This is a genomic window from Acetoanaerobium sticklandii (assembly GCF_000196455.1).
In the GTDB taxonomy this organism is placed as follows: Bacteria; Bacillota; Clostridia; order Peptostreptococcales; family Filifactoraceae; genus Acetoanaerobium; species Acetoanaerobium sticklandii.
Genome location: NC_014614.1, coordinates 113,128 through 138,228 on the forward strand (window position 1 = coordinate 113,128; position 25,101 = coordinate 138,228).

Sequence of the window (25,101 nt, forward strand, 5' to 3'; positions counted from 1 at the left end):
TATTAAGGAGGGAAAGCATGGCGGAAAATGTACAAAATAGAAAACACAGCACATGGGAATTATTTAAACGCTTTGTCCCATATTTTTCTAAGTATAAAACTACACTTTACTTAGATTTATTCTTTGCTTCTCTTACAACACTTTGCGAGCTTGCACTTCCGCTTATCCTTAGAAAGATAGCAACTGTCGGAATGGAAGATGCGGCTCTTCTTACTAAAGAACTGATATGGCAGATGGCAGGAATTTATTTCGTACTTAGAATTATAGATGTGCTTGGCAATTACTATATGTCAAGTGTAGGCCATATAATGGGCGCAAAGATAGAAACTGATATGAGAAGGGATGCCTTTTCTCATCTTCAAAATCTATCAGATTCTTTTTACAACAACACAAAAGTCGGTCAGATTATGGCTAGGATAACGAGTGATTTATTTGACGTAACTGAGTTTGCTCATCACTGCCCTGAGGAATTTTTTATAGGTGCGCTAAAGCTAGTAATATCATTTGCTATTTTAGCGAAAATAGATTTAGTGCTTACTATGGCAATATTTATATTCATACCTATAATGCTAGTGAGTGTTACGAAGTTTAACAGACTTATGAGGTCAGCTTTTAAAAGCCAAAGGAATCACATAGGAGACTTAAATGCAGGGATAGAGGATGCTCTTCTTGGAATGAGAGTAGTTCGTTCGTTTGCAAATGAAGAAATCGAAAAAGAAAAGTTTGAAAGAGACAACCAAAAGTTTTTAGGAATTAAAAAACAGGCATATAAATATCTTGCAGGCTTTCATAGTATGACTAGAATTTTTGACGGTATCATGTACCTTATGGTTATACTTCTTGGAGGATTTTTCATATTAAATGGAAGAATAAACGCAGCGGATTTACTTGCCTACATCATGTACGTTACTACTCTTCTTGCAACTGTTAGAAGAATAGTTGAGTTTATGGAGCAGTTCCAAAGAGGAATGACAGGCATAGAGCGTTTTATTGAGATTATGGATACAGATGTAGATATAAAAGATGAGCCTGATGCAGTAGAGCTAAAGCATGTGGATGGCAAGATTACATTTGACAATGTGAGCTTTGAGTATCCAGATGACCACAATAAAGTACTTTCAAAGCTTTCTTTTGTAGTGGAGCCTGGAGAAAACATAGCTCTAGTTGGCCCATCTGGTGGAGGAAAAACCACTCTTTGTAATCTTATTCCTAGATTTTATGATGTAACTGAAGGAAATATCTCTATAGATGATAGCAACATTAAGAACTTCACTCTAAACAGCCTTCGTTCTAAAATAGGAATGGTTCAGCAGGATGTGTATTTATTTTCAGGCAGTGTTTTTGAAAATATAGAGTATGGAAGACCAGGAGCTTCAAAAGCAGAAGTAGAGTATGCGGCAAAGCTAGCTGGAGCTTATGATTTTATAATGAATCTGCACGATGGATTTGATACCTATGTAGGAGAGCGTGGAGTAAAGCTCTCTGGAGGACAAAAGCAAAGAATCAGTATAGCTAGGGTATTTTTAAAGAATCCGCCTATACTTATACTAGATGAGGCTACTTCAGCTCTTGATAACCAAAGTGAGAGAATCATCCAGCAGTCTCTAGTAGAGCTTTCTAAAGGAAGAACTACCCTTACTATAGCTCATAGACTTTCTACTATAAGAGGGGCTCATAAGATACTAGTGCTTACTGAAGAGGGTATAAAGGAGCAAGGTTCCCATAGCGAGCTGATGGCTCTCAAAGGAATGTACTACGATTTATATACTCAAGGAAATCAAGAAGAAGATACACTTCCAGAGGATATAGATGCTAAAAAGAAACCTAAGTAAATTAAAAAGCCTGATTTCAGCGAAATGTTGAAATCAGGCTTTAATACTAAATAAAAACTATTAAAATTTATTACAAGTTGCAAAGATTTAATAAGAACTTTTAGAGCTTGTAGGTTGAAATATATCCTTTGAACTCGTTTGTAAGTTTTTTGAAGTCGTTTATTCCTTCAGTAAGCTTTAGAATTTCTTCTGAGTAGCTAGTTACATTTGAGCTTACTTCCTCAGTAGATGCAGAGTTTTCTTCAGCTATAGCTGCTAGGGATTCTATGTTTGTAAACATAGAAGTGATTTTTTCTGATTGACTCTCTAGCTCTACTGCTGTTACTAGCATTTTCTCAGCTACGGTTTCTATCTTGCCGTTGGCAGATTCTGTTTTTTCTATAGCTTGTTTTATAGAAGTGCTTTCTGAATTTATTACATCGTACTGATCTGTTATACTGCTTACCATGTTGTCCATTTCAGACAAGAAGCCATATACGTTTTCTTTGATGTTATCAGCGGCAGTTTCTGACTGCTCTGCAAGCTTTCTAACTTCCTCAGCAACAACTGAGAAGCCTCTTCCCATTTCTCCTGCTCTTGCCGCCTCGATAGAAGCGTTAAGTGCTAGCAGGTTAGTTTGGTAAGATATGCTTGATACAAACGAAGCTATTTCTTCTATTTCTTTTCCTTTGTTTTTTAAATTAATACTTTCATTTCTCACGTTTTCAAACTTCTCTAGAATATTTCCAAGGCTAACTACTGTGTTATCAAGAGCCTTGAATGAATCCTTGATATTGGTAAGAGCGTCCTCTAGCTCGGTTTTGTTTTTGTTTTCCTGCTCAGATATATTTTTGATGCTCTCTACATTGTCCTGAAGCATGCTCACACCGTGCTCGGTTTCATCAGCCTGAGTAGTTGCAGAGTAAGCAAGCTGCTCTACTACATCTGCTATATCCTTGCTGGTAGTGTCCATTTTTTTAGAAATCCCACTTAAGGTATCGCTAAAGCCTTGCATTTCTTCAGTCATACTGTTAAATCCTATAAAGTCCTCAGCTACTGATTCCTTGTATTTATTAAGAGCACTGTGGATTTCTTCGTACATATCTTTTCCTGTAGCTATCTCTGTTGTTATTACAAAGTTTTTAGCAGAAAGAGCATTTAGTTCATTTTTTATATCCTCAAGAGGAAGGCTCAGCATTTTAAAGCCTATAAATGCAAAAAGTGCTGTTACTACTGGAGCAATCACATAGCCATAGGCTACATCTTTGGTTAAAAATCCAGCTATTAGCCCTATAATCACTGCGAAAATAGAAACCTTTGCTCCCAAATCCTTTATAAAGCCTAGAGACATTAGCTTGTTAATTTGGTAGGTTTTTCTTTTTCTCACTTCATATGGAAAGGTAAGCTGAAGCTGCATCTCACCATCTTTTCTATATAGCTCTTTTACTTTTACGTCTTCGTTAAAGTGAGCTTTAGCGCCTATTATAAGTCCATGAAGATAGTTAAACATACCACGTTTAGAGCGGTATGTAAGCAGTACATCGTTTGTTCCTATTATCTCCATATCCAGTCCAGGAGGGTTAGATCCTGAAATTCTTTTTCTAACTACTTGGTGGACATCATTCATGGAGTTTAGAAATTGAAATAGGTTTGCTTTTTTGAAGAATGATGAATAGCCTTCATAAAATGCTTTGATATTATCTCTTCCTATTTCTCTCCATAGGTCTTCTTCTTTTATTGAAAATTGCTTTGATATTTCGTTTGTAAATCTAAAAACCTTAGCATCCTCTATATCGTCTAGTGGTGATATGGCTTTGTTAGGGTCCATTCCTGCCACTTTCATTTTTTCCTTTACGATATCTTCTGGATACATACGACTAAGAGTTTTGACCCAAGTTCCTACAACAGTACCTTTCAAAATTATGCCCCCATTCAAATGATTACTATAAAACAAATTTATTTCAAAAAAATATTTTTTCCTTACACCATTACCCGTAGAGGGCAAATTTAAAACTACTTAACTTTAATTATACAATAAGTTTTTAGCTATGTAATTAGCTATATAGAGAATTTTAATGTGTATATCATTATTTGAGAACTTTTCTTGTGTTATGTAGTGCTAGTTGCTATAATTTACTGTGATAATTTAGATAAAAACTTTTAGAATTGAGGATAACAAAATGATTCAAGTAAAAAAGCTTTCCTTTGATTTTCCTGCAAAAGTATTGTATAAAGAGGTTTCATTCTCGTTGGAAATGGGACAACACTGCGCTTTTATAGGAAGCAATGGCTCGGGTAAATCGACTCTTGTTGATATGATTATTAACCCAGATAAATATATGTACGACGGTAAGATAATTAAAGATGAAAGTTGCCGTATTGGTTATGCTAGTCAGTTTGCAGTGCGAGATAAAGAACAAGAGCAGACTGTATTTGAATATTTGAGCGAAAAATTCGTTAAAAATCAAAATTCTACAGTTGCTATATGTGAAGAAATGGCTGTAGCTGAGAATGTAGAGCCTTTATTTGAAAAGTACCAAGCTCTACTCGATGAATTTGTGTCAATGGATGGAGATAATTATATTAGTAATATCCAAAAACAACTATATATAGCGGGTATGCGTGAATTAGAGGAAACGAAGCTATCAGAACTCAGTGGTGGAGAGTATAAATTACTTCAAATTATGAAAGAAATGTTATTATCTCAAAACCTTCTTGTTTTGGACGAGCCAGATGTATTTCTTGATTTTGGAAACTTAAATAGACTTTGCAAGCTGATTAATGGGTATAAGGGCACATTACTAGCTATTACACACAACAGATATTTACTGAATCATTGCTTTAATAAGATTTTACATTTAGAGGACGGCGATATTCAAGAATATGATGGTAGTTATTCAGAATATCGTTGTTCTCAATTAAAGGAAAAGTTAAAACTTAAGCAACAAAGTATCGAAGAACAAGAAGAAATTTATCGTACCGAGAAGATGGTCGATGCTCTTAGAATAAGAGCTACAATAGTGGCTAATCCTACACTTGGAAATGCTGTAAATGCTAAACAAACACAACTTGACCGTTTACTTGCAAGACAAATTAAAGAGCCATTTATTGAACTTCGTGAACCACTTATTGAGTTTAAGCCAGTCGAAGCAAAAGATGACTATACGGTTTTAAGCGTTACAGATTATAGCGTTTCATTTGACGATGTTTTGTTAGAAAATATTAGCTTTGAATTAAAATCAGGAGAAAAAGTAGCTATTGTTGGTCCAAACGGTACAGGAAAAACTACTTTGATAAAAGATATTTTAAAGAACAATCATCCCTCAATTAAAATTGATGAGAATATAAATTATGCATGCTTATCACAATTAACAGATGAGAATATAGATGAGACAAAAACTGTATTTGAAGTTATGGAGAATTTAGGCTTTGAGACAAAAGAGAGTATTAGTGGATATCTAGAGAAATTTTGTCTAGAAGGGGATGCCTTAAAGCAAAAGGTTGGACAGCTATCTGGTGGAGAAAAGAATTTGCTCAAAATAGCCATGATTGCAAATACCAATGCTGAGCTTCTTATACTGGATGAACCTACTAGCCATCTCGATATTTATGTCCAAATGGCTGTGGAAAAAGCTATTTCTGAATATAAAGGAGCGGTACTAATGATTAGCCACGATTTTTATCTTATCGCTAATTGTGCAGACTATGTTTTACTAGTAGAAGATAAGACACTAAAGCGTATGCGTACAAGAACCTTTCGAAAGATGGTATATGATAAATATTTCAATAAAGAGTATTTAGAAGTAGATAAGAAAAAACAAGAGCTAGAAGCAAAAATTACATTAGCTTTTAAAATGGATGAGCTAATGAAAGTAGAAAAGCTTTGCAATCAATTGGAAGAAATTAGCTCGAATTAGAGAATAATATGGAGGGAAAAATGGCTGAATTACTAGCTCCAGCTGGAAATATGGAAGCTTTAATAGCTGCAATTTCTAATGGATGTGATGCGATATATTTAGGAATGCAAAAATTTGGAGCACGTGCATACTCATCGAATTTTGATTTTGAATCGTTAAAAGAAGCTATTTCTTATGCTCATCTTAGAAATGTCAAAATATATGTAACTATGAATACTATAGTTTTTGAAAACGAAATTGAAGCTATGAAGCAGCAGATGCATCAATTAAATGAAATAGGAGTTGATGCAATTATTGTTGCCGATCTTGCTGCTTTTGATTACTTAGTTAACAATTTTGCCGATATGGAAGCGCATTGCTCAACTCAAATGGGGATAGATGATTTAGACGGGACTTTATTTTTCAAGGAATTAGGGGCAAAAAGAATAGTTTTGTCTAGGGAAGTTCCCATTGAAAAAGTAAAAGAGATTAAGAAAATAGCACAGGTACCTTTAGAGATTTTTGTTCATGGTGCTTTATGTGTTTCTTATTCTGGAAACTGTTTAATGTCAGGGTTAATCGGCTACAGAAGCGGAAATCGTGGAAGATGTGTTGGTTCATGTCGCAAAGAATATGAAATAATCGATAAGACAGCTGATGAGGCTTTAGGAAAAAATTATATTTTATCCACGAAGGACTTAAACACAATAGATTATATTGACGATTTAAAGGAAATTGATTCTTTGAAAATAGAAGGGCGAATGAAAGAACCAGCCTATGTTGCTAATGTAGTATCACGCTACCGAAGAGCTCTAGATTATAAAATAACTGAAGAAGATAAAACAAATCTAAGCAAAACTTTTAATAGAACATTTACTAAAGGATATTTATTTCATGAAGATAAGAAAGATATAACAAATATTTTAAGACCAAACAATTATGGTTATGAAATTGGAAAAATTAGTAATATTGTTAAAGGTATGTACGAAATAAAGCTCACAAGACCTTTAAATCAAAATGATATTATAAGGATAAGCCATAACAATGAAGATATTGTTCTAACAGTCGTAAAATTGTACGATAAAGAAGGTAAGCTAATAAATAGAGCTAATGATGTAGGCTATATAAAAATAAAAGAAAAGCTTTCTAAGGATGATGTCGTATATTTAACAAAAGATTACTTATATTACAAAGAGCTAGAATCGTCACTCGAAAAAGAATTTAAGCGTTTTAATCTGGATATTAAGGTGAATGCACAACCAAATTCAAAGCTTATTATAGAAGCAGAAGGCTTGGGTTTTAACTTTTTATATGAAGGCGAAGACATACTAAGTGAAGCAATTAATAATCCAACAACAAAAGAGCAAGTAATAAAACAATTTTCAAGACTAAATGATACAATATTTGAGCTTAATAATGTGATTTATGAGGAATGTAATGTATTTATTCCAGCAAAATTGTTAAATGTAGCAAGAAGAGAAATTGTACAAGCTTTATATGAGCTAAAGCTTAACAGCAAGAAAAAAAGCATCAAGGCTTTTAAGGCAAAAGAAAAAATAAGCTTTACTCCAAGAGAGCCATTCTTTACTGCTTCTGTAACTTCTAAGGAGCAGTATGATGCTTGCGTGAGCTGTGGAATTAAAGAAATTTATTTTGATAATACTGTTAGAAGAAACCAAAATGATTATAAGGAAAAAGAAGGACAATTACTAATTGGAGGCTATGGTGGAATTTACCATTATAGAAAAACAAATCCTTTTATTACAGACTATTCTCTAAATGTTGTTAATTCAGACAGCTGCTACGAATTATTTAAGTTAGGAGCAAAACGAGTTACTCTATCATACGAATTGAACAAAACGCAAATTGAGGATTTAATAAGTTCTTACTATGAAAAAAATGATGGTTATCCAGCGCTAGAGATGATTGTATATGGTAGAGCACCTATGATGTTTTCAAAATATTGTCCACTAAAAAAAATGAATCAATGCGGTTGTTGTAAAACTAGGAGCTATGAGTTAAAAGATGAGCATGGTACATTTCCTATCATTACTCATGATGATTGTACTACAACTATACTTAATGGAAAGATTCTCAATCTTTTAGATGAGGTTCAAAACATTGAAGGAGTAGAGGCATTTAGATTGAATTTTACGGTTGAATCTAAAGAACAGGTTATTAAAACCATTAATATGGCAATGAAAAAATTAAAAAGTAAAGATAATCAAATTATATTTAACAAAGAAACTGACACAAGAGGACATTTCAATAAAGAGATTATGTAGAAATATCCCAGTTGAAATCTATACATTGCTTTTAAAAATAAAATGCTCTTTCGGATTAATAAATCCAAAGGAGCATTTTTTACAAAGGTTTTTAAATTAATAATTTATTGAATTTCTGATAATTCTAAATCAGCACCTAGAACTCCAACCACTTGTCCGTTATCAATTATTGGCACTGATATAGTTACGCATGGACTATCAGAACCCAGTGGCACATATACCTCAGAAATATAATTGTTTTTGGATGTGAGTGGGTTTTTGTACCACTCTCTAAAAGCGACAGTATCCATCTTAAGGTTGAGGTTTATGTAGTGTAGATTGTGAGTCTCTGGAGTTGCAGAATATACTACAGATAGATTCTTTTCTTTACTCACAATATCATCTATAGCTTTTTTGTGCTGATTGTAATCCATTCCTGTAAGAGCTGATGTCAGAGCAAGCTTTTTTAGTTCAGAGACTAAACGATTTATTTCTTTTTTCTTTAACTCGCTAATTACAATTCCTTTAGAAAACTCTTTAACTTGATCGAGTGCATCTTTTGATGATTTTGTTAATATTTCGCATGAAGACATCATCTGCTCTGCGCTTGAGGTTTGCTCTTCGCAAGCTGCATAAACATTTTGAGTCTGAGATGCTATATCGTTTGATAGATTTGATACTTGAGCTAAAGCTTCAGCAATTTTTTCAGATTCCTTGGCTTGGTTTATAGTAATATCCTTGATAGAAGAAATTTCATTTTCCATTTGATTTATGTGAGTAGCAGTTTGCTCGATGAGGGCTTTTACCTCTGAAACCATACTTACGTTTTGAGCTACAGTTGCAGTGTTACTATCTATTTGCTCTACTACTAGCTCAGTTTCTTTTACTACTTCATTTACTATTTTTATGATATCCTCTGATGCCAGCCTAGATTCTTCTGCTAGCTTTCTAACTTCATTTGCAACTACGGCAAATCCTTTTCCAGCTTCTCCAGCTCTTGCTGACTCAATAGAAGCATTTAGAGCTAGAAGATTAGTTTGCTCTGAGATTTTAGTAACTACAGTTATAAAGTTAGATATATTCTCCACTTTTCTTTTCAAATCGTGAATCTTACTTGCAGAGGTTTTTGTTACATCTCCTGTAAATTCTATTCCATCTAGGAGCTTATCTACGTACTGCTTTACATCGTTTACACTTTTTTCTACTGTAACAGATAGCTTGTAGTTATGCTCGCATTTATCAGCTATAGAGCTTGCATGCTTGGTCATTTCAGATGAATTTTCAGTTATTTCATCTATATGCTCCTTTTGCTCTGTAGAGCCATAAGCTATTTTTTCAACGGCATGACTGATGTTTGAAGAGACCTCGTTGTTGATTTCGAGCTGGTGATATACCTTTTCGCTTTCATAAGCACTTTGTTCTCCAGAAACCTTCATTTTAGCAATCATATGATTTACAGCCAGCATGATTTTATCAAGCTCGGCAGCCACCTCGCCCATTTCGCCAGTAGCTCCTAACCTCATTTTGAAATTATAGCCGTAATCTCCAGATACTACAGCTTTTAGACCATTTATCAGGTCTTTATTTGAAGTGATGCCTGAAGAAGCAGATATGTATATAGCAATAGCTATAAGTAGTACGATTATTACTAGAGCTGGAACTAAACCTAGCATTTGATTTCCGTAAGCATAACCTACGCCGCTTCCTAGCAGTATAGATATCAGTATGAATATCGTATTTTTATTCATTTTTTACCTCACTTTACACTATTTATTGTGAATCCTTACACCGTAGTATTATGTATTAGACAATATGTTACAAATGCATTAGGATATATTGACTACATTTTAACATAAATTATATTTACTTCATATATATATAAAATAAATTATATAACAAGTATAAAAAATAATAATAGATTAAAATATCACTACTGATTTAGACTAAAAAGAGAAAACTTTGTAAAATTAAAAGAGTGATTAAAAAAGAGCATAAAAAACTTCCAGTTAGATAAGTCGTCTATTATAAGACCACATCTAACTGGAAGGATAAAGTTAAAATTTGCTAGTGATTTTAGTATTGTTTTTTTAGTTTATAACGAGATTGTTTATAAAGTACTCAAGCCACAGGGTTTCATCTGTAAGCTCAGGATGAAAGGATGTGACCATCATATTTTCTTGCCTTGCAGCTACTATATTTTCATCTACAGTATGAAGAGCTTTTGCAGTATTTCCTATGGCTTCAATATATGGAGCTCTTATAAAAACTAGCTTTGATGGCTTGTCATCCAGTGCTTTTATATTATCTACGGTGATAAAGCTATCTAGCTGACTTCCATAGGCATTTCTTTTGACAGTGATATCCATGCAGCCAAGATGAACTATAGGGTCGTCTATTAGTTTTTTTGCTAGTAATATCATTCCTGCGCAGGTACCCCAAACTGGAAACCCAGATTCTATTTTTTCTTTTAGAGCCTGCTTTATATCAAAATCGACTAGGAGCTTTCCTATTGCAGTGCTTTCTCCACCAGGAAGAATGATGCCATCGATGCCTTCAAGCTGGTCTTTTTTTCGTATTTCTACAGCTTTATGGCCTAGCTTTTCTATATGATTTACATGTTCTATAAAAGCTCCTTGAAGAGCGAGAACCCCTATTGTTTTCATATTAATAACCTCTGTCTGCCATTATATCGTCTTTTGATATAGAATATACATTTATACCTACCATAGCTTCGCCAAGATTTTCTGATACCTCAGCCAATATTTTAGGGTCATTATAATTTGTTACAGCTTTTACTATGGCTGCAGCTCGCTTTCTTGGATCTCCAGATTTAAATATTCCAGAGCCTACAAACACACCATCACAGCCTAACTGCATCATCATAGCAGCATCGGCAGGAGTGGCTACTCCACCTGCAGCAAAATTTACAACAGGAAGCTTTCCGTGCTCATGTACATAAGTCACTAGCTCTATAGGAGCCTGAAGCTCTTTGGCTGCATTCATCAGCTCTTCCTTAGTAAGTCCCTGTATACGTCTTATTTCACTGTTCATCATACGCATATGGCGAACTGCTTCAATTACATCGCCTGTTCCAGGCTCTCCTTTAGTACGAATCATAGAAGCACCTTCGCCGATTCTTCTAAGTGCTTCTCCAAGATTCTTTGCTCCACATACAAAAGGCACATTGAAGGCTTTTTTATCTATGTGAAGACTAGGATCTGCTGGTGTAAGCACTTCGCTTTCATCTATGTAATCCACGCTCAGAGCTTCTAAAATCTGAGCCTCTACAAAATGCCCTATACGAACCTTTGCCATTACTGGTATAGATACAGCTGATTGAATTTCTTTTATCATTTTAGGGTCAGAGGCTCTAGCTACTCCTCCGTCTTTACGAATATCAGCAGGTACTCTTTCTAATGCCATAACTGCACAAGCTCCAGCTTCTTCAGCTATTTTAGCCTCCTGTGCATTTGTTACATCCATGATTACTCCGCCCTTTAGCATCTGAGCTAAGTTTTTGTTTAAGTCATAACGATTTTCCATTGTATTGCCCCCTTTATGTAAGTGTATCGATAATTGTATTGGTGTTACTCCTATATATTTCCATATTATTTGGAAAATTACAATACAATTATGATAAACTTACTGAAAAAGGAGAATTGAATCGATACGCTCTAGATTAATTCTTTATACTATTTGCATATCCTAGCTCTATAAGAAGCTGACTTAAGGATGCTCCGTCGATATACACCTCTGCTATTACAGTGTCCTTATCTAGATTTTGAGTAACCTTTACACTTACATTTCCTGAAGCTAAAAGCTCTTTAATTTCATCTAGTTTAGGATTTGAAATACTACCTAAGATACAAGCCCCACCAGTGTTTAAAAGCTTATTGTCTTCATTTGCGCACACTACATTTGCAAGCTGAACTTTTTTGATCTGACCATCTATATTCATCTCTAGTGTAGTAATATCTAGTACCTTAATTGAGCTATCAGCAGCTTTAGCTTCTGCCATAGTCATATTAACAGGGTCAGAATGCACATATACATTCATACGAACTGGGTCCCACTTAATATCGTAATTCAGAGCATTTGCAACAAAGCTAAGAGGAACCATAGTTCTGCCATTGACTATTACAGGGGGATAGTCTAGATGCATAGGATTATCATCTATATATGCTAGCTTACTATTTATAGATAGCCTTATAATTGAAGCTTGCTTTCTTATGATTACGCTTTGATTTCGCTCATTCCAAGTGATTTTGCAGCTAAGAGCATTTCCTATAGCAGAAATGGGAACTAGAGTTCTACCACTTCTTATTATAGGTGGAACGTCCATTTTTAGTGGCTTGTTATCTATGTAGACACCTATGCTGTGGTTTGCATATACTGGAGATGAACCATGAGAAAAATTAAAAATTGATATGAGAATAAGAGTGATAATTCCGAGCTTATGCAGAAAAGATTTAAATAAAATGTTATTTTTCTTCATATAAAGTTCTCCTCTAAAATATTTAAAAAATTATTAATTTAATAGTATACTAACCTAGAGGTCATTACAAGGGCCAAAGGTTACAATATTATTGACAATCAGTGGATTTTTGTATAAAATGATACGAGGCGATTTATGATGAATAAAGAATTTTTTATGAGAGAAGCTTTGAAAGAAGCTTTAAAAAGCTATAGCATAAATGAGGTTCCAATCGGATGCGTCATAGTCAAGGATGGAGAAATCATAGCAAGAGCTCATAACAATAGGGAGCAAAATAAAGATCCTCTAGGACATGCAGAGCTAATAGCAATAAAAAATGCAGCTAAGCATCTAGGTGGATGGAGGCTAGTTGGCTGCGATATGTACGTGACGCTAGAGCCGTGCATCATGTGTAGTGGGGCCATCATGGATTCACGCATAGAAAATCTCTACATAGGAGCAATAGACGATAAAAGAGGATGTGTAGCGAGCTATCTACCTATTTTAAAGGACAGAATGATTCCTCATAATGTAAACTATGAATATATCCAGACTATCAGTCCGTACATAATTAAGAGATTCTTTAGGCATTTAAGAAGATTAAAAAAGGAAAGTAAAAATAAAATTTAAAATAAAAAACCTTAATAAGGTAGTTAAAGAAGAATACGCAAAATGTATTACTGCACACAAATGATATAGATAAAATTCCAATAATTGATGCACTAATTAATAAACTATGGAGAGATGTCCGAGTGGTTTAAGGAGCTCGCCTGGAAAGCGGGTATACGGGGAACTGTATCGGGGGTTCGAATCCCCCTCTCTCCGCCATTATCTAAAGTAGACACCTTGTATTACAGTTACTGTAATGCAAGGTTTTTTTAAACTTACTTTCCAAAATTAGTAAGTTTAATTTACTGTAAGTAGTTTGGTTTTAAAATACTATTATTTGTGTATAATACTAAGCTGCTTTTAAATGTAACATGGAGGAATTTATGAGAATTTTGCATATAGCAAATAATCCCAACCTTTCAACTCAAATAAAAACTGCGATAAGAGATAGATATAATGGCTATGAGACAGTGACCTTTGATGAATTAAAAAACCACGAGAAGAATATAGATTACTACAGACTAATAATCATAGAAGCAGATTGCACATCTCAGGAGCAATGCGAGATAGTGCTAAATAAAATTCTAGAGGCAAAGAAATATCTAGTAAATACCATTATCATATCCCATGGTATGAGTGTAGCTATGAAAGAGCACCTATATGACAATGGAGTTATGGCGATTATAGATAGGGATAAAATAGACCTGAAGCGCTTTAGAAGATATATCAGCAGTATAGAGTCGGAAACTCAGACCATAAGTAGTCTTAAAAACATGAAAATAGCAGTAGTGGATGACAGTAGATTCTCCTTGCAGGTACTAAATGATTTTTTTGATAAAAGCGGGATTCATACTGTAGACTACTACAATGATTCTGAAAAATTCTTAAACTCAGATTTAAAATATGACCTTTATGTGATAGATTTGGTTATGCCTGTTTACGATGGAGAGGATGTAATCCACAGAATCAGAGAGCAAAATAACGATGGCATAATAATCCTAGTGACTCAGTATGGAGATGTAAGAGCTATTTCTCACTGCCTCAGCATCGGAGCAGATGATTTTATACTAAAACCACTAGATTTTAAACTATTTATGCTTAGACTCAGCTCATGCATCAAAAACTACAAAGTAAAAAAGAAAAATATAAATAAGACAAACAAGCTCTACCAAAGAGCAATGAGAGATTCTCTAACAGGGGCTTACAACCGCTCGTATTTAAAGGAAAAATTTTCAAAGGAATTTCTCAAAGGCTGTAAAAATGGAGAAACCTTTTCTGTGATTTTATTCGATTTGGATTTTTTCAAGCAGATAAATGATGAGTATGGCCACCAAAAAGGGGACTTGGTGCTAAAAGGTACTGCTGATTTGGTTTCAAAGCTCATACGAAAAACAGATGTCCTATGCAGATGGGGAGGAGAAGAGTTTTTGGTAATGCTACCAGGAGCGCATCTTGAGGAAGCCACTATAGTTGCAGAAAAAATCAGAAGAGAAGTAGAAACTCTAAGAGTTAAAGGGGTAAAGAAGATTACATCTAGCTTTGGAGTTACGCAGTGCCAGAATGAAGACACTGAAGACAGCTTGTTTAAACGTGTAGATAACTCTCTCTACCTAGCCAAGCTTACAGGAAGAAATAAGGTAGTTTATGATGAGGAAGTATATATAGCAAAAGGTGGAATTCCAGTAAATATAGACTGGGGGCCTTTCTTTAGAAGTGGGAATCCTCAGATAGATAAAGAGCATGAAGAGCTTATAAGCATATCAAACGATATAATTTCAAATTGCTTTATTGAAGATAACCTTGAAGAAATTCTAGTTATGTTTAAACGACTGCTAGATCATGTATCTCTGCATTTTGAAAATGAAGAAGCCATACTTTTAGAGCATAGCTATGAAGAGTATGAGCAGCATAAAAAGATTCACAATGACTTAGTAATAAAAGCTAAAAATATGTACGATGCTTTAGAAAAAGGTCTTATTTCTCCTATAGCAGTCGTAAAATATGTAGTACAAGACGTAGTAGTAGGTCATATCATAAAGAGCGATTTTGATTTCTTTGAGCTATTCAATAAATAAAAACCTACCAAATCAAATAAAAAGCCATATAGATAAGTGTGATAACTAATCTATATGGTTTTTTTGTTTGGAGGTAATATTATGACTGATACTCAGAATTTTATAAATAGGCAAGAAATAATCGATACAGCTAGAATGTTAAAAGACAAGCATGTGAGATATAGCCTAGGAGCAAAAGCAGTTCCGCCAGCGATACCAAAGGAGCTAGACTGCTCGGGCTTTGTGAGATATTGTTACCTAGCTGCTGGAATAGCTGTACCTGATGGAAGCTGGCATCAGTGGCATGTAAGTGAGCCTATTGATAAGTCACAGCTTGAGATAGCTGATCTTGGATTTTTGTATGATCCCAATAAAAACAGTGAAATCAATCATATAGGGCTTTACCTTGGAGATGGAAAGTGGATTCACTGTAGCTATAGTGCAAAAGGTGTGACCGTAGATGATGGCAAGGTGTTCAAGTACTTTAGAAGATTTATAAACCTGTCAAAAGTACCTGAAAAACACCTAGATGCTTCGACAAATCCACCTAAATGGATGATAACAGTAACCGAAAAAGAAAAGCAGTATGCAGTTGATTCTATACATGTGCTAGCGGATTTAGGCTATATATTAAACCCTAGCGTGCATATCAAAAATCTCTATGATAGTCCTGAAAACTGGGCGCAGTGGGTAGTGCTTGCCAATATGGCTAAGGAATTTGGGAAAAAGCAGTCTTAGATTTATGAAGTAGCTTTTTGTAAGTATTGTCAACTCCGATAGCACCAAGCGGTGCGCTGATTAATATAGCAACTACGGCTACAGTCAGAATTAAATTTCCAGCGCCTACCCCTGCGGCAAGAGGAACAGCTCCTATAGCGGCTTGAACTGTAGCTTTTGGAAGATAAGCTATAGAGCAAAAAATACGTTCTTTTTTATCCAGTGAAGTTCCAAGAAGGCTCACATTTACTCCAACTATTCTAAATACTAGTGCGCTTAATATAAATACAATAGAGGCTATACCTGCTCCTTTTAGATAAGAGATATCAACAGCCGCTCCAACTAAAACAAACAGGAGAACTTCAGCTGCAACCCAGATTTTAGAAAATTTTCCAGTGATTCTCTTTGCAAGAACCTCATAGGTTGAAAGTATAGTAGCAGAAAATGCCATAACTGCAAGTAACCCGGATACAGGAAAATATGGCTTTATAAAGTCTTCAAATGAAACAAACAAAAAAGCAATGCTTAGCATTATTAGTACCTTTACAGTATCTCTCACATGAATGGCTTTAAAAACCTTCACAAAAATAAATCCAGAGATGATACCTAGCCCCATACCAGATATAATAGAAACAGGAACTAAAAGCAGTGAAGTAGGATTAAAGCCTTCTCCTGAGTACATGCCCATAAAAGAAGCAAATAGTACAATTACAAAAATATCATCCACAGATGCCCCGGCCATAATAAGCTGTGGTATACTTTTGTCCTTACCATAGCCTGAATCTATAAGATGAATCATGCGTGGAACTATAACAGCTGGAGATACAGCGGCTAGAACACTTCCCATGATAGCGGCCTCTATATAGGAGATATTAAAAAATATAGGAGCAAGAAGCGTAACAGCAGTTATTTCAAACAAAGCTGGGACAAAGCACATAAGTATCGCAGGTCTTCCTACTTTTTTCAAATCCTTTATGTCGATATTAAGTCCAGCCCTAGTTAATATAATGATAAGAGCTATTTCTCTTAAATCTGAAGATATATCCAAAATATCGGGAGAAATAAGGTTAAGAGCGTAAGGGCCGAGGATAATCCCAGTGAGGATCATGCCCAAAAGCCCAGGAAGTCTTAACCTGTTAAATATTCCGCTTAATGAAAAGCCTAAAATTAAAATCAGTGATAAACTAAACAGCATAGTATTTCCTCTTTTCTATATTAATTTTTTGTATTCACATTAAAAAAGAGCAGACAAATTCTGTGAATACTCACAGAAGTCATCAGCTCTAGAAAAAGCGGTTTTAGCAAATACTGCTAGGGGAGAACTTCATTCCCATAAATATAATATCATCATAAGGCAGTAATAATCAACATATATCTAGCGGAGAAACCACAATTAATACGAAGTGATTGAAGAATCAGCTATAAAGCAATTTTACTTTACAAATAGAGCAAACTTGTTTATAATATCATGAGTAGATAACTATTATCTACTGAAAATTTGTCTATAGGATTTGCTGTGCTAGATGGGGAGTTAGCGGTGCCTTGTAACCTGCAATCCGCTTCAGCAGGGTCGAATTCCTGCCAGAGTATGAGCATTTGTAAAGCTGGAAAGAGTAAGTGGTGTTGAGACCTGGGTCTCGCGCAACGGAAGACTGTGAACCCCGTCAGGTCCGGAAGGAAGCAGCGGTAAGCGGACCCTTTTGTGTGCCGCGAGGGTGCCTAGATTGAGCTAACTGCTTTGATACCGTTTATGATACTCACACGAAGGCAGGTGCACAGCTTTAAATTTTCACATATTGGACTGTATGAATCCTCATACGGTCTATTTTTATATACAAAATCAATAAATCAAGCTGTAAATCTGATATAATATTTAAGTAAGCTAATATAGATTTAGGAATACTTTCAATTAGTGTACTGAAGGGACTGAAAAGCAAAAATCATGGAAAAAAACATGCATAAAGCTTTATATAGAATATATAGACCTACTAGCTTTATAGATATAGTAGGACAGGAACAAATAATCAGCATCCTCAAAAATCAAATAAGTGAAGGCTCTGTTTCTCATGCTTATTTATTTAGTGGAGGAAGAGGAACTGGAAAAACCTCTACAGCAAAAGTATTTGCAAAAGCAGTAAATTGCATAGACCCAGTAAATCAGGAGCCTTGCCACAAATGTAGCGTCTGCGTGCAAGGTGATATGGACATAATCGAAATAGATGCAGCCTCAAACAACAGCGTAGACAACATAAGAGAGCTAAGAGAAAATGTAGTTTACACTCCTTCATATGGAAAATACAAGGTCTACATAATAGATGAGGTGCATATGCTCTCTCAAGGGGCATTTAATGCTCTACTCAAAACTCTAGAAGAGCCTCCTTCTCACGTAATATTCATACTTGCAACCACAGAGCCTCAAAAAATTCCAGCAACTGTACTTTCAAGATGCCAGAGATTTGACTTCAAAAAAATAGACAAAAATCAAATAATAGCAAGAATGATAAAAATCCTAGATGAACTAGGTCTGACCTACGAAGAAGAAGCTATAGAGCTCATAGCCCAAAAAAGCGATGGCGGAATGAGAGATGCTCTTAGCCTTTTAGACCAAGCTATTGCATACAAAGAGCTGACATATCAAAATGTAGTTCATGTAATAGGAGAGCTAGATTACAGAGAGTTTCATGGATTTGTAAAAGGCATAAAAGAAAAAACTACAGTAACCTTACTTGAAAACCTTCAAAAAATAGAAGCTCAAGGTAAAGACCTAAAAGTATTTACAAGAGACTTCATATCATATACTAGAGATATGATGGTATGTAAATCAGGAGCTAGTCAGCTTCTTAGCCACTCAGGCGACGAAATTGAAGCTTTGGAAGAAAGTGCAGCTCTAGTAGATATGGATTTTATAATAAATCTAATAGAAACCCTGTCTGATTTAGAAGTAAAAATAAAGTACGCTACAAAACCTAAAATCCTAATAGAAGCTTGCTTTATAAGGCTTACAAAGCTAACACAGATGATATCAAGTAGCAGTGAAGCGGCAACTCTTCCCCAGATAGAGGAGCTAAGTAGAAAAATAGATGAGCTTGAGCTTAAAATCAGCAACCTAGAAAAAGGCGTTCAAAAGCCTAAAGAAAAAGTAATCCAGTATCAGGAAGAAAAAAAAGCCAAGGCGGCTATGCCCTATATTGACGATGTAAGACTACAGGCAAATATAGACGACAGCGAAAAACAAAAGCTCGAGGAAGTAAAAGCGAGAATGACACAGGTACACGAGGTCTTAAGAAAGCAGAAAAATGTCCACCTAAAGGCACTACTCATGGAGGGAGAACCTGTACGCTACGTAAATGACTGCATATACATAGGCTACGACGATAATTTTGCTTTTCATAAACAGACTATCGAAACTCAAATAAATGCTGACCATATATCCCAAGCTCTTACTAAAGTATTTGATAAGCCTTTAAAAGTAGCATTTATATTCAAAAGAGAAATGGGAAATATAAAAAAAGACGAGATAGATGAAGAAAAAAACATAATAGAGGAAATCAAGCAAGCATTTCCAGATGTACCTTTAGAAATACGAGAAAGAGAAGACTAAATATGATATAATAAATAGAATAAAAAGCTTAAAGGAGGAATTAATTTGGCTAGAAAAGGCGGATTTCCAGGCGGAGCAATGCCAGGAAATATGAATAATATGATGAAACAAGTACAAAAGATGCAAAAGGACATGGAAAAAATCCAAGCCGAGCTATCTGAAAAAGAGGTAGAGGCATCTGCTGGTGGCGGAGCTGTAACAGTAAAAGCCAATGGTAAAAAAGAAATTGTATCAATAACAATAAAGCAAGAGGTAGTTGATCCTGACGATGTAGAAATGCTAGAAGACCTAGTGCTTTCAGCGGTAAACGAAGCTCTTCGCTCAGCAGAAGAAATGATGAGCAGTGGCATGTCAAAAGTAACATCAGGACTTAATCTGCCTGGCATGTTTTAAGCAGGTGATATAGTGGATTATTACTCAGGACCCATCAGCAGACTGATTGAGGAATTTGCAAAGCTGCCTGGGGTAGGTAGAAAAACAGCGCAAAGACTAGCTTTTCACGTTATAAATATGGACAAAGACCAAGTAAAAGCACTGGCTCATGCTATAGTAGAAGCAAAAAACAACATAACCTACTGCTCTACCTGCTGTAACATAGCAGACAAAAATCCTTGCAGTATCTGTGATTCTCCTAATCGTACCTCTGATATCATTTGTGTGGTTGAAGATCCAAGAGACGTAGCCGCAATGGAGAGAACAAAAGAATTTCATGGAAAATATCACGTGCTTCACGGCACCATATCACCTATGGACTCTATTACTCCAGATATGCTAAAAATAAAGGAACTAGTAGGAAGAATGGCAAACCCAGAGCTAAAAGAAGTAATACTAGCAACGAATCCTACCATAGAGGGCGAAGCTACAGCTATGTATATAGCTAGACTTATAAAGCCATTTAACATAAAAGTTACTCGTATAGCACATGGACTCCCAGTAGGAGCTGACATAGAATACGCAGATGAAGTGACTATAACAAAAGCGTTAGAAGGAAGACGAGAGATTTTTTAATCAAAAAATTTTTGTTTAAGCAAAATAAAGTTCTTCAAAAAAGCAGGAGATAAGTTGGAAAAAACCAATAAATCTCCTGCTTTTTATTTCAGTTTATCTTATTCATCTTCTAATTCTATTGAAGTTAAGCTATTATTCTCATTGATTTAATTTTTTAGTATATTTTTTATAATAATTGATAGTTTTAAGTATTTCAAGACAGTGTTATAGATTTTGTAGCTATAAAATAATTATGAAGTCTTGTAATAAAAAGAGATAAGATTTTGTTGAGGAATACATAATATATATCTATGAAAATTGGTAGTTGATAAGTTTAAACTTAGTACTATGTTATGGTAAAATAAGTACATTATGGAGGAGGGATTGGTATTGGGATGGAGAAATAGACCTACATATATAGAAAAATGGCCGAAACACACTGATGTAATTATGTTTATTGATGAAAATGGTGAGTCATCTCTAAAAAATATTCAAAAGAAAATTAAAAAAGGTAGCAAAATTGATATTAATGAAAAGATATTTACTATTACAGGATGCGTAATAAATAAAAAAAATTTCCTAGAAGTAAGAGAAAATATTATTTCGCTTAAAGATAAATATTGGGATGAGGGCAAGTTTAATTATAATAATATAAAAATTAAAAGAGTATGTTTTCATTCGAATGAAGTAAGGGGAAGAAAAGGGCCTTTTAGTGATAAAGTAATAGATTATAATAATTTCATATGTGATCTTTCTGGATTTATGGAAAATCTACCGGCAACAATATTTTCATCCACAATAGACAAAGAAGAACATTGTAAAAAGTATATAACCCCTTTACATCCATACAATTTATGTTTAGATTTTGTACTGGAAAGGTTTGTTAAATATTACTTAAAACCTAATGAATATGGGGTTATTGTCTTAGAAGCAAGAGGTGCGGGGGAAGATAGATTTGTATTAAATCACATTAAAGAAGTTATTGATAAAGGTACTAGATGTGTAAATGACAGCTACTTTAAGAAGATTAAAGGAGTATATTTTAACCCTAAGTGGTGCAAAAAACACCAAGAGCAATTATCATACTTTGGATTAGAATGCGCAGACCTTTACTCATACCCTATACATAAACATATAAAATTTAATACTAAGGATAAACCTTTTGAAATTTTGGAGAAAAAAATATACGGTTATCCTAATTATAGTGGATATGGATTGAAAGTTTTTCCATAAAAAAAACCGTCATTAAGACGGTCGCCTACGCAATGTAAGCCCCAGAAAGAATCTTTTATTCTTTCAATATGAGTTTATTATATATGATATAAAATGTCAAATAAACATCTCTTAGATTGCAATAATAAATTTAACTATTACTTCATGATTATAATGATTATTAATAAAACATTAATTTTATAGGAACTTCGTAATATTAATTCGTCCTCATTTAACCCAGTGAATAAGAATGGCCAAAATATAATTTTACAAAAGAGATGTATATTCACATTGTCAAGATTTGAAAATACTAGCACGTTACCACCAGCAAAGCTTCGGTTTATTTTGTATGAACCTAAGCTTGAATAAAATCGATGATTATTTCCATACAAAGAGATTATACATATATCATTGAATTCTTTACATATAAACAGTTTTTATTTGTTGCTATAATTATCCTGTTCTTTTTATAGATGCCTAATTAGACATAGAAAAATATTATGATTGATAACACTACATATTTTAAGCTCATTACACAGAGTATTTAGAAATTTAATAATCATTGTAGCTATATCTTAAGGTTATTAGCCTAATGAGTTTATAACTTTAACTCTATTTCTTTCAAAATAGGTTATTTTTTATTCTGTACGAATATTGATATGTAATTAGAGAATTCTACAGTTTGTAGGTGGTTATTATATTGATAATTAATTATATTCCAGTTTCAAAAAGATATTGGATTTTGTGTTTGTTCAATTTGAATTTACAATTCAAAAAAAGCAAGAGATAAATTGGATGTGTTCCAATATACCTTCTGCTTTTTTTGTACTTAAAATAAATCATTTTTTATACCTCAGATAATTCAATAAGTCGGATTCATGCTAATAAATTAGATTTACTTGTTCATATTTAAAGTTCCCCACTCGCTCATGCCTTTTAGAACAGGAAGTATTGATTTTCCAAAATCAGTAAGAGAATACTCTACCTTTGGGGGAACCTGAGGGTATTCCTCTCTGTGAATGAACCCATCTGATTCGAGCTCCTTTAATTGCTGGCTTAGCATTTTGTGAGTGATGCCTTTTAAGCTTCTTCTTAACTCGCTGTATCTCATGATGCCTTCGCTAGCTAGATGCCATAGGATGACAAGCTTCCATTTTCCCCCGATTAAGTCCAAAGTATATTGGATGGGGCAGTTATATTTCATATCTGTTTTAGTTTCCATAATTCCATAACTCTCCTTTTGGGTAGTACCTTACTAAAAAGTGCATACTTACATAAAAGTAAATATGATATATAATTATAGCATAAGCAACAGGATAAGACAAACGAATACTTTTTAAACGAAATAATAATAAGAAAATATAAAATGAAAATTCTAAGGAGGAAATGAAAATGTCAAAAAATTTTTATGAAGCATTAAAAGAAAGAAGATCAATTTACGCTATAAGTAAAGAATCTGGGGTATCAAATGAAAGAATCCAAGAGGTTATAAATGAGGCAGTACTTCATACACCATCGGCTTTTAACTCTCAAAGTGCTAGAGTCGTAGTACTATTTGGGGAAAATCACAACAAGCTATGGGATATCACAGAAGCATCACTTAAGAAAATAGTGCCAGAAGAAAATTTTGCACCTACAAAAGAAAAAATCGACTCATTTAGAAATGGCTATGCGAGCGTACTTTTCTTTGAAGATCAAAACGTTGTTAAAAATTTACAAGAGCAGTTTTCGCTATATAAAGATAACTTCCCAGTATGGTCACAGCAATCAAGTGGAATGCTTCAGTATGTAATATGGACAGCTCTTGCAGTAGAAGGCTTAGGAGCGTCACTACAGCACTACAATGAACTAATAGAAGAGGATGTAGCAAAAGAGTGGAACATACCTTCAGGCTGGAAGCTAGTAGCTCAGATGCCATTTGGAAAGCCAGTCTCAGGAGCAGGAGAGAAAGAGTTCATGCCACTAGAAGAGAGAGTAAAAACCTATTTATAATCGGTAGCTTATATATGAAAGTTTCAAATTTTTAGAAAGGGGATATTACCATGCTAAGGAAAATATATCATAAAAATATGGGCTCTAGTGAGTCGCCTTGGCTCAAAAGCCTTTTTCACTTTTCATTTGCAAACTATCATAATCCAAATAACATAAATTTTGGAGTTCTAAGAGTAGTAAATGATGACCTAGTATCTTCAGACACTGGATTTGACATGCACCCTCATAGAGATATGGAGATAATCACCTATGTGCTAGATGGAGAGCTTACTCACGAAGACAATATGGGGAACAGAAATACTATATCAAGAGGTCATGTTCAGTATATGAGCGCAGGAACAGGAATATATCACAGCGAACACAATCTAGGAAAAGATGTTCTAAGATTACTTCAGATATGGATATTTCCAGATAAAAAGGACCATAAACCTAACTATGGAGATTTCAAAATAGATGAGAAGGACAGAAAAAACAAGTGGTTTCACATGGTATCAGCCAAAAACGGGGAAGCCCCTATACAAATAAATCAAGATGCAAACTTTTATGTAATAGAGCTAGATAAGGACAAGGAAACTGAATTTTTAATGGGCAGCGATAGACAAGCCTATATAGTTCAAATAGAAGGAAGCTCAGAGGTAAATGATATAAATCTAAGCGAAAGAGATGCAATGGAAGTAGTAGAGGAAAATCTAAAAATAAAAGCTCTGGAAAACATCCATCTGCTAGTAATAGAGATGAAAAAAGCATAAAAAATTTAATAAATGAAGTTTATAATACCCTGGAGGATAGAGTAAGAATTCTATTTTCTGGGGTATTTTGATTATTATAAATAATGGTGTAAGATATATATAAATCCAATTAGGAGGTATCTCATGCGAAGAAAAGATAGAGAAATGAGTGAAGAATTTGCACTGGGAATAATAGATAAATCTAGATATGGCATAGTATCTATGATAGATGGTGACAATATGCCTTATGGTCTTCCTCTATCGATAGTAAGAGACGATAAAAATTTATACTTTCATTCAGCTATGGATGGTAGAAAAGTTCATGCCCTAGTCCATAATCAAAAAGTCAGTATAGCCTTTGTAGGTGAAGTAAATGTACCAGATAACTATACTAAAGCTCAACTAGATGAGCTGGCAATAGATGAATCAAAAGCCGTAACTTTTATAAGTAGCGTATTTACTACAGAATTTGAATCAGCTATAGCTTCAGGGACAGTAGAAAAATTAGAAAATGAGGCTGAAAAAATTCATGCAATGAAGCTCATATGTCAAAAATATACCCCAGATAAAATGGCATATTTTGATATTGCAATAAAAGTAGGATTAGGAAGAACAAACGTCTACAAAATAACAATAGAAAGCATTACAGGCAAGAGAAAAAAGTATGATTCCAAAGGGATAGAAATGAAATTTGGAAGAATGGAATAAATATAAAATTTGGTATATATTAGTATAGCGTGAATAACCATTAAAGGA

20 protein-coding genes, 1 tRNA gene, 1 other RNA gene and 1 riboswitch are annotated in these 25,101 nt (G+C 34.3%); of the genes, 15 read left to right on the plus strand and 7 right to left on the minus strand.

The window, feature by feature from the left end; genetic code table 11:
- Positions 1 to 17: 17 nt before the first annotated feature.
- Positions 18 to 1,832 carry an ABC transporter ATP-binding protein gene (locus CLOST_RS00655; protein WP_013360318.1) on the plus strand — a complete coding sequence of 605 codons (1,815 nt, stop codon included), beginning with the start codon at positions 18 to 20 and terminating at the stop codon, positions 1,830 to 1,832.
- Between the two features lie 100 nt (positions 1,833 to 1,932).
- Here CLOST_RS00655 and CLOST_RS00660 read toward each other — a convergent pair whose 3' ends face one another.
- Positions 1,933 to 3,729 (minus strand): methyl-accepting chemotaxis protein, encoded by a 1,797-nt coding sequence (locus tag CLOST_RS00660; RefSeq protein ID WP_013360319.1) that lies wholly within the window; start codon positions 3,727 to 3,729, stop codon positions 1,933 to 1,935.
- A 262-nt stretch (positions 3,730 to 3,991) separates the two neighbouring features.
- Here CLOST_RS00660 and CLOST_RS00665 point away from each other — a divergent pair, with 262 nt between their 5' ends.
- Positions 3,992 to 5,728, plus strand: coding sequence for an ABC-F family ATP-binding cassette domain-containing protein (locus CLOST_RS00665; protein WP_013360320.1), 1,737 nt, complete (start codon positions 3,992 to 3,994; stop codon positions 5,726 to 5,728).
- A gap of 20 nt (positions 5,729 to 5,748) precedes the next feature.
- Positions 5,749 to 7,992: a U32 family peptidase gene (locus tag CLOST_RS00670; protein ID WP_157858272.1), complete on the plus strand. Its 2,244-nt coding sequence runs from the start codon at positions 5,749 to 5,751 to the stop codon at positions 7,990 to 7,992.
- A 104-nt stretch (positions 7,993 to 8,096) separates the two neighbouring features.
- Here the strand turns inward: CLOST_RS00670 and CLOST_RS00675 are convergent, their stop codons facing one another.
- The 4 genes from CLOST_RS00675 to CLOST_RS00690 form a co-directional block, all read right to left on the minus strand.
- Positions 8,097 to 9,719, minus strand: a complete 1,623-nt coding sequence (locus CLOST_RS00675) for a methyl-accepting chemotaxis protein (RefSeq protein WP_013360322.1) — start codon at positions 9,717 to 9,719, stop codon at positions 8,097 to 8,099.
- A 339-nt stretch (positions 9,720 to 10,058) separates the two neighbouring features.
- Complete coding sequence (pdxT, locus tag CLOST_RS00680; protein WP_013360323.1) at positions 10,059 to 10,634, minus strand: pyridoxal 5'-phosphate synthase glutaminase subunit PdxT; 576 nt, start codon at positions 10,632 to 10,634, stop codon at positions 10,059 to 10,061.
- A gap of 1 nt (position 10,635) precedes the next feature.
- Positions 10,636 to 11,514, minus strand: a complete 879-nt coding sequence (gene pdxS, locus CLOST_RS00685; protein ID WP_013360324.1) for a pyridoxal 5'-phosphate synthase lyase subunit PdxS — start codon at positions 11,512 to 11,514, stop codon at positions 10,636 to 10,638.
- A gap of 136 nt (positions 11,515 to 11,650) precedes the next feature.
- Entirely contained in the window at positions 11,651 to 12,466 is an 816-nt protein-coding gene (locus tag CLOST_RS00690; RefSeq protein WP_013360325.1) for a copper amine oxidase N-terminal domain-containing protein, read from the minus strand.
- A 135-nt stretch (positions 12,467 to 12,601) separates the two neighbouring features.
- On the opposite strand from CLOST_RS00690, the gene CLOST_RS00695 reads away from it, so the two are divergent.
- The 4 genes from CLOST_RS00695 to CLOST_RS13340 all read left to right on the plus strand — a co-directional run bounded on the left by CLOST_RS00695 (position 12,602) and on the right by CLOST_RS13340 (position 15,846).
- Complete coding sequence (locus CLOST_RS00695) at positions 12,602 to 13,075, plus strand: nucleoside deaminase (RefSeq protein ID WP_013360326.1); 474 nt, start codon at positions 12,602 to 12,604, stop codon at positions 13,073 to 13,075.
- Positions 13,076 to 13,183: 108 nt separating this feature from the next.
- Positions 13,184 to 13,273, plus strand: a tRNA-Ser gene (locus CLOST_RS00700).
- Between the two features lie 164 nt (positions 13,274 to 13,437).
- Complete coding sequence (locus CLOST_RS13335; RefSeq protein ID WP_013360327.1) at positions 13,438 to 15,129, plus strand: diguanylate cyclase; 1,692 nt, start codon at positions 13,438 to 13,440, stop codon at positions 15,127 to 15,129.
- 81 nt (positions 15,130 to 15,210) lie between these two features.
- A complete protein-coding gene (locus CLOST_RS13340; RefSeq protein WP_013360328.1) occupies positions 15,211 to 15,846 on the plus strand; it encodes a C40 family peptidase in 636 nt (211 codons plus the stop codon).
- Here the strand turns inward: CLOST_RS13340 and CLOST_RS00715 are convergent.
- Positions 15,818 to 17,020 (minus strand): cation:proton antiporter, encoded by a 1,203-nt coding sequence (locus CLOST_RS00715; protein WP_013360329.1) that lies wholly within the window; start codon positions 17,018 to 17,020, stop codon positions 15,818 to 15,820. The two genes, CLOST_RS13340 and CLOST_RS00715, sit on opposite strands and share 29 nt — an antisense overlap.
- A gap of 66 nt (positions 17,021 to 17,086) precedes the next feature.
- Positions 17,087 to 17,166, minus strand: a riboswitch (Fluoride riboswitch).
- Between the two features lie 173 nt (positions 17,167 to 17,339).
- Here CLOST_RS00715 and ffs point away from each other — a divergent pair.
- The 5 genes from ffs (at position 17,340) to CLOST_RS00735 (ending at position 21,646) form a co-directional block, all read left to right on the plus strand.
- Positions 17,340 to 17,604, plus strand: an RNA gene (ffs, locus tag CLOST_RS13705) — signal recognition particle sRNA large type.
- A gap of 163 nt (positions 17,605 to 17,767) precedes the next feature.
- Entirely contained in the window at positions 17,768 to 19,426 is a 1,659-nt protein-coding gene (dnaX, locus tag CLOST_RS00720) for a DNA polymerase III subunit gamma/tau (RefSeq protein ID WP_013360331.1), read from the plus strand.
- A 45-nt stretch (positions 19,427 to 19,471) separates the two neighbouring features.
- Entirely contained in the window at positions 19,472 to 19,819 is a 348-nt protein-coding gene (locus CLOST_RS00725) for a YbaB/EbfC family nucleoid-associated protein (RefSeq protein WP_013360332.1), read from the plus strand.
- A 12-nt stretch (positions 19,820 to 19,831) separates the two neighbouring features.
- Entirely contained in the window at positions 19,832 to 20,434 is a 603-nt protein-coding gene (gene recR / locus CLOST_RS00730) for a recombination mediator RecR (protein ID WP_013360333.1), read from the plus strand.
- A 369-nt stretch (positions 20,435 to 20,803) separates the two neighbouring features.
- On the plus strand, positions 20,804 to 21,646 hold the full coding sequence (locus CLOST_RS00735) for a DUF3800 domain-containing protein (RefSeq protein WP_013360334.1): 843 nt from the start codon (positions 20,804 to 20,806) through the stop codon (positions 21,644 to 21,646).
- An 874-nt stretch (positions 21,647 to 22,520) separates the two neighbouring features.
- On the opposite strand, the gene CLOST_RS00740 is transcribed toward CLOST_RS00735, so the two are convergent.
- Positions 22,521 to 22,847 carry a winged helix-turn-helix transcriptional regulator gene (locus CLOST_RS00740; RefSeq protein WP_013360335.1) on the minus strand — a complete coding sequence of 109 codons (327 nt, stop codon included), beginning with the start codon at positions 22,845 to 22,847 and terminating at the stop codon, positions 22,521 to 22,523.
- Between the two features lie 170 nt (positions 22,848 to 23,017).
- On the opposite strand from CLOST_RS00740, the gene CLOST_RS00745 reads away from it, so the two are divergent.
- The 3 genes from CLOST_RS00745 to CLOST_RS00755 all read left to right on the plus strand — a co-directional run bounded on the left by CLOST_RS00745 (position 23,018) and on the right by CLOST_RS00755 (position 25,053).
- The gene (locus CLOST_RS00745) at positions 23,018 to 23,617 is read left to right on the plus strand and encodes a nitroreductase family protein (RefSeq protein ID WP_013360336.1); all 600 of its coding nucleotides are present in this window, start codon (positions 23,018 to 23,020) and stop codon (positions 23,615 to 23,617) included.
- Between the two features lie 50 nt (positions 23,618 to 23,667).
- A complete protein-coding gene (locus tag CLOST_RS00750; RefSeq protein ID WP_013360337.1) occupies positions 23,668 to 24,366 on the plus strand; it encodes a pirin family protein in 699 nt (232 codons plus the stop codon).
- A 123-nt stretch (positions 24,367 to 24,489) separates the two neighbouring features.
- Positions 24,490 to 25,053: a pyridoxamine 5'-phosphate oxidase family protein gene (locus CLOST_RS00755; RefSeq protein ID WP_013360338.1), complete on the plus strand. Its 564-nt coding sequence runs from the start codon at positions 24,490 to 24,492 to the stop codon at positions 25,051 to 25,053.
- Positions 25,054 to 25,101: the final 48 nt, after the last annotated feature.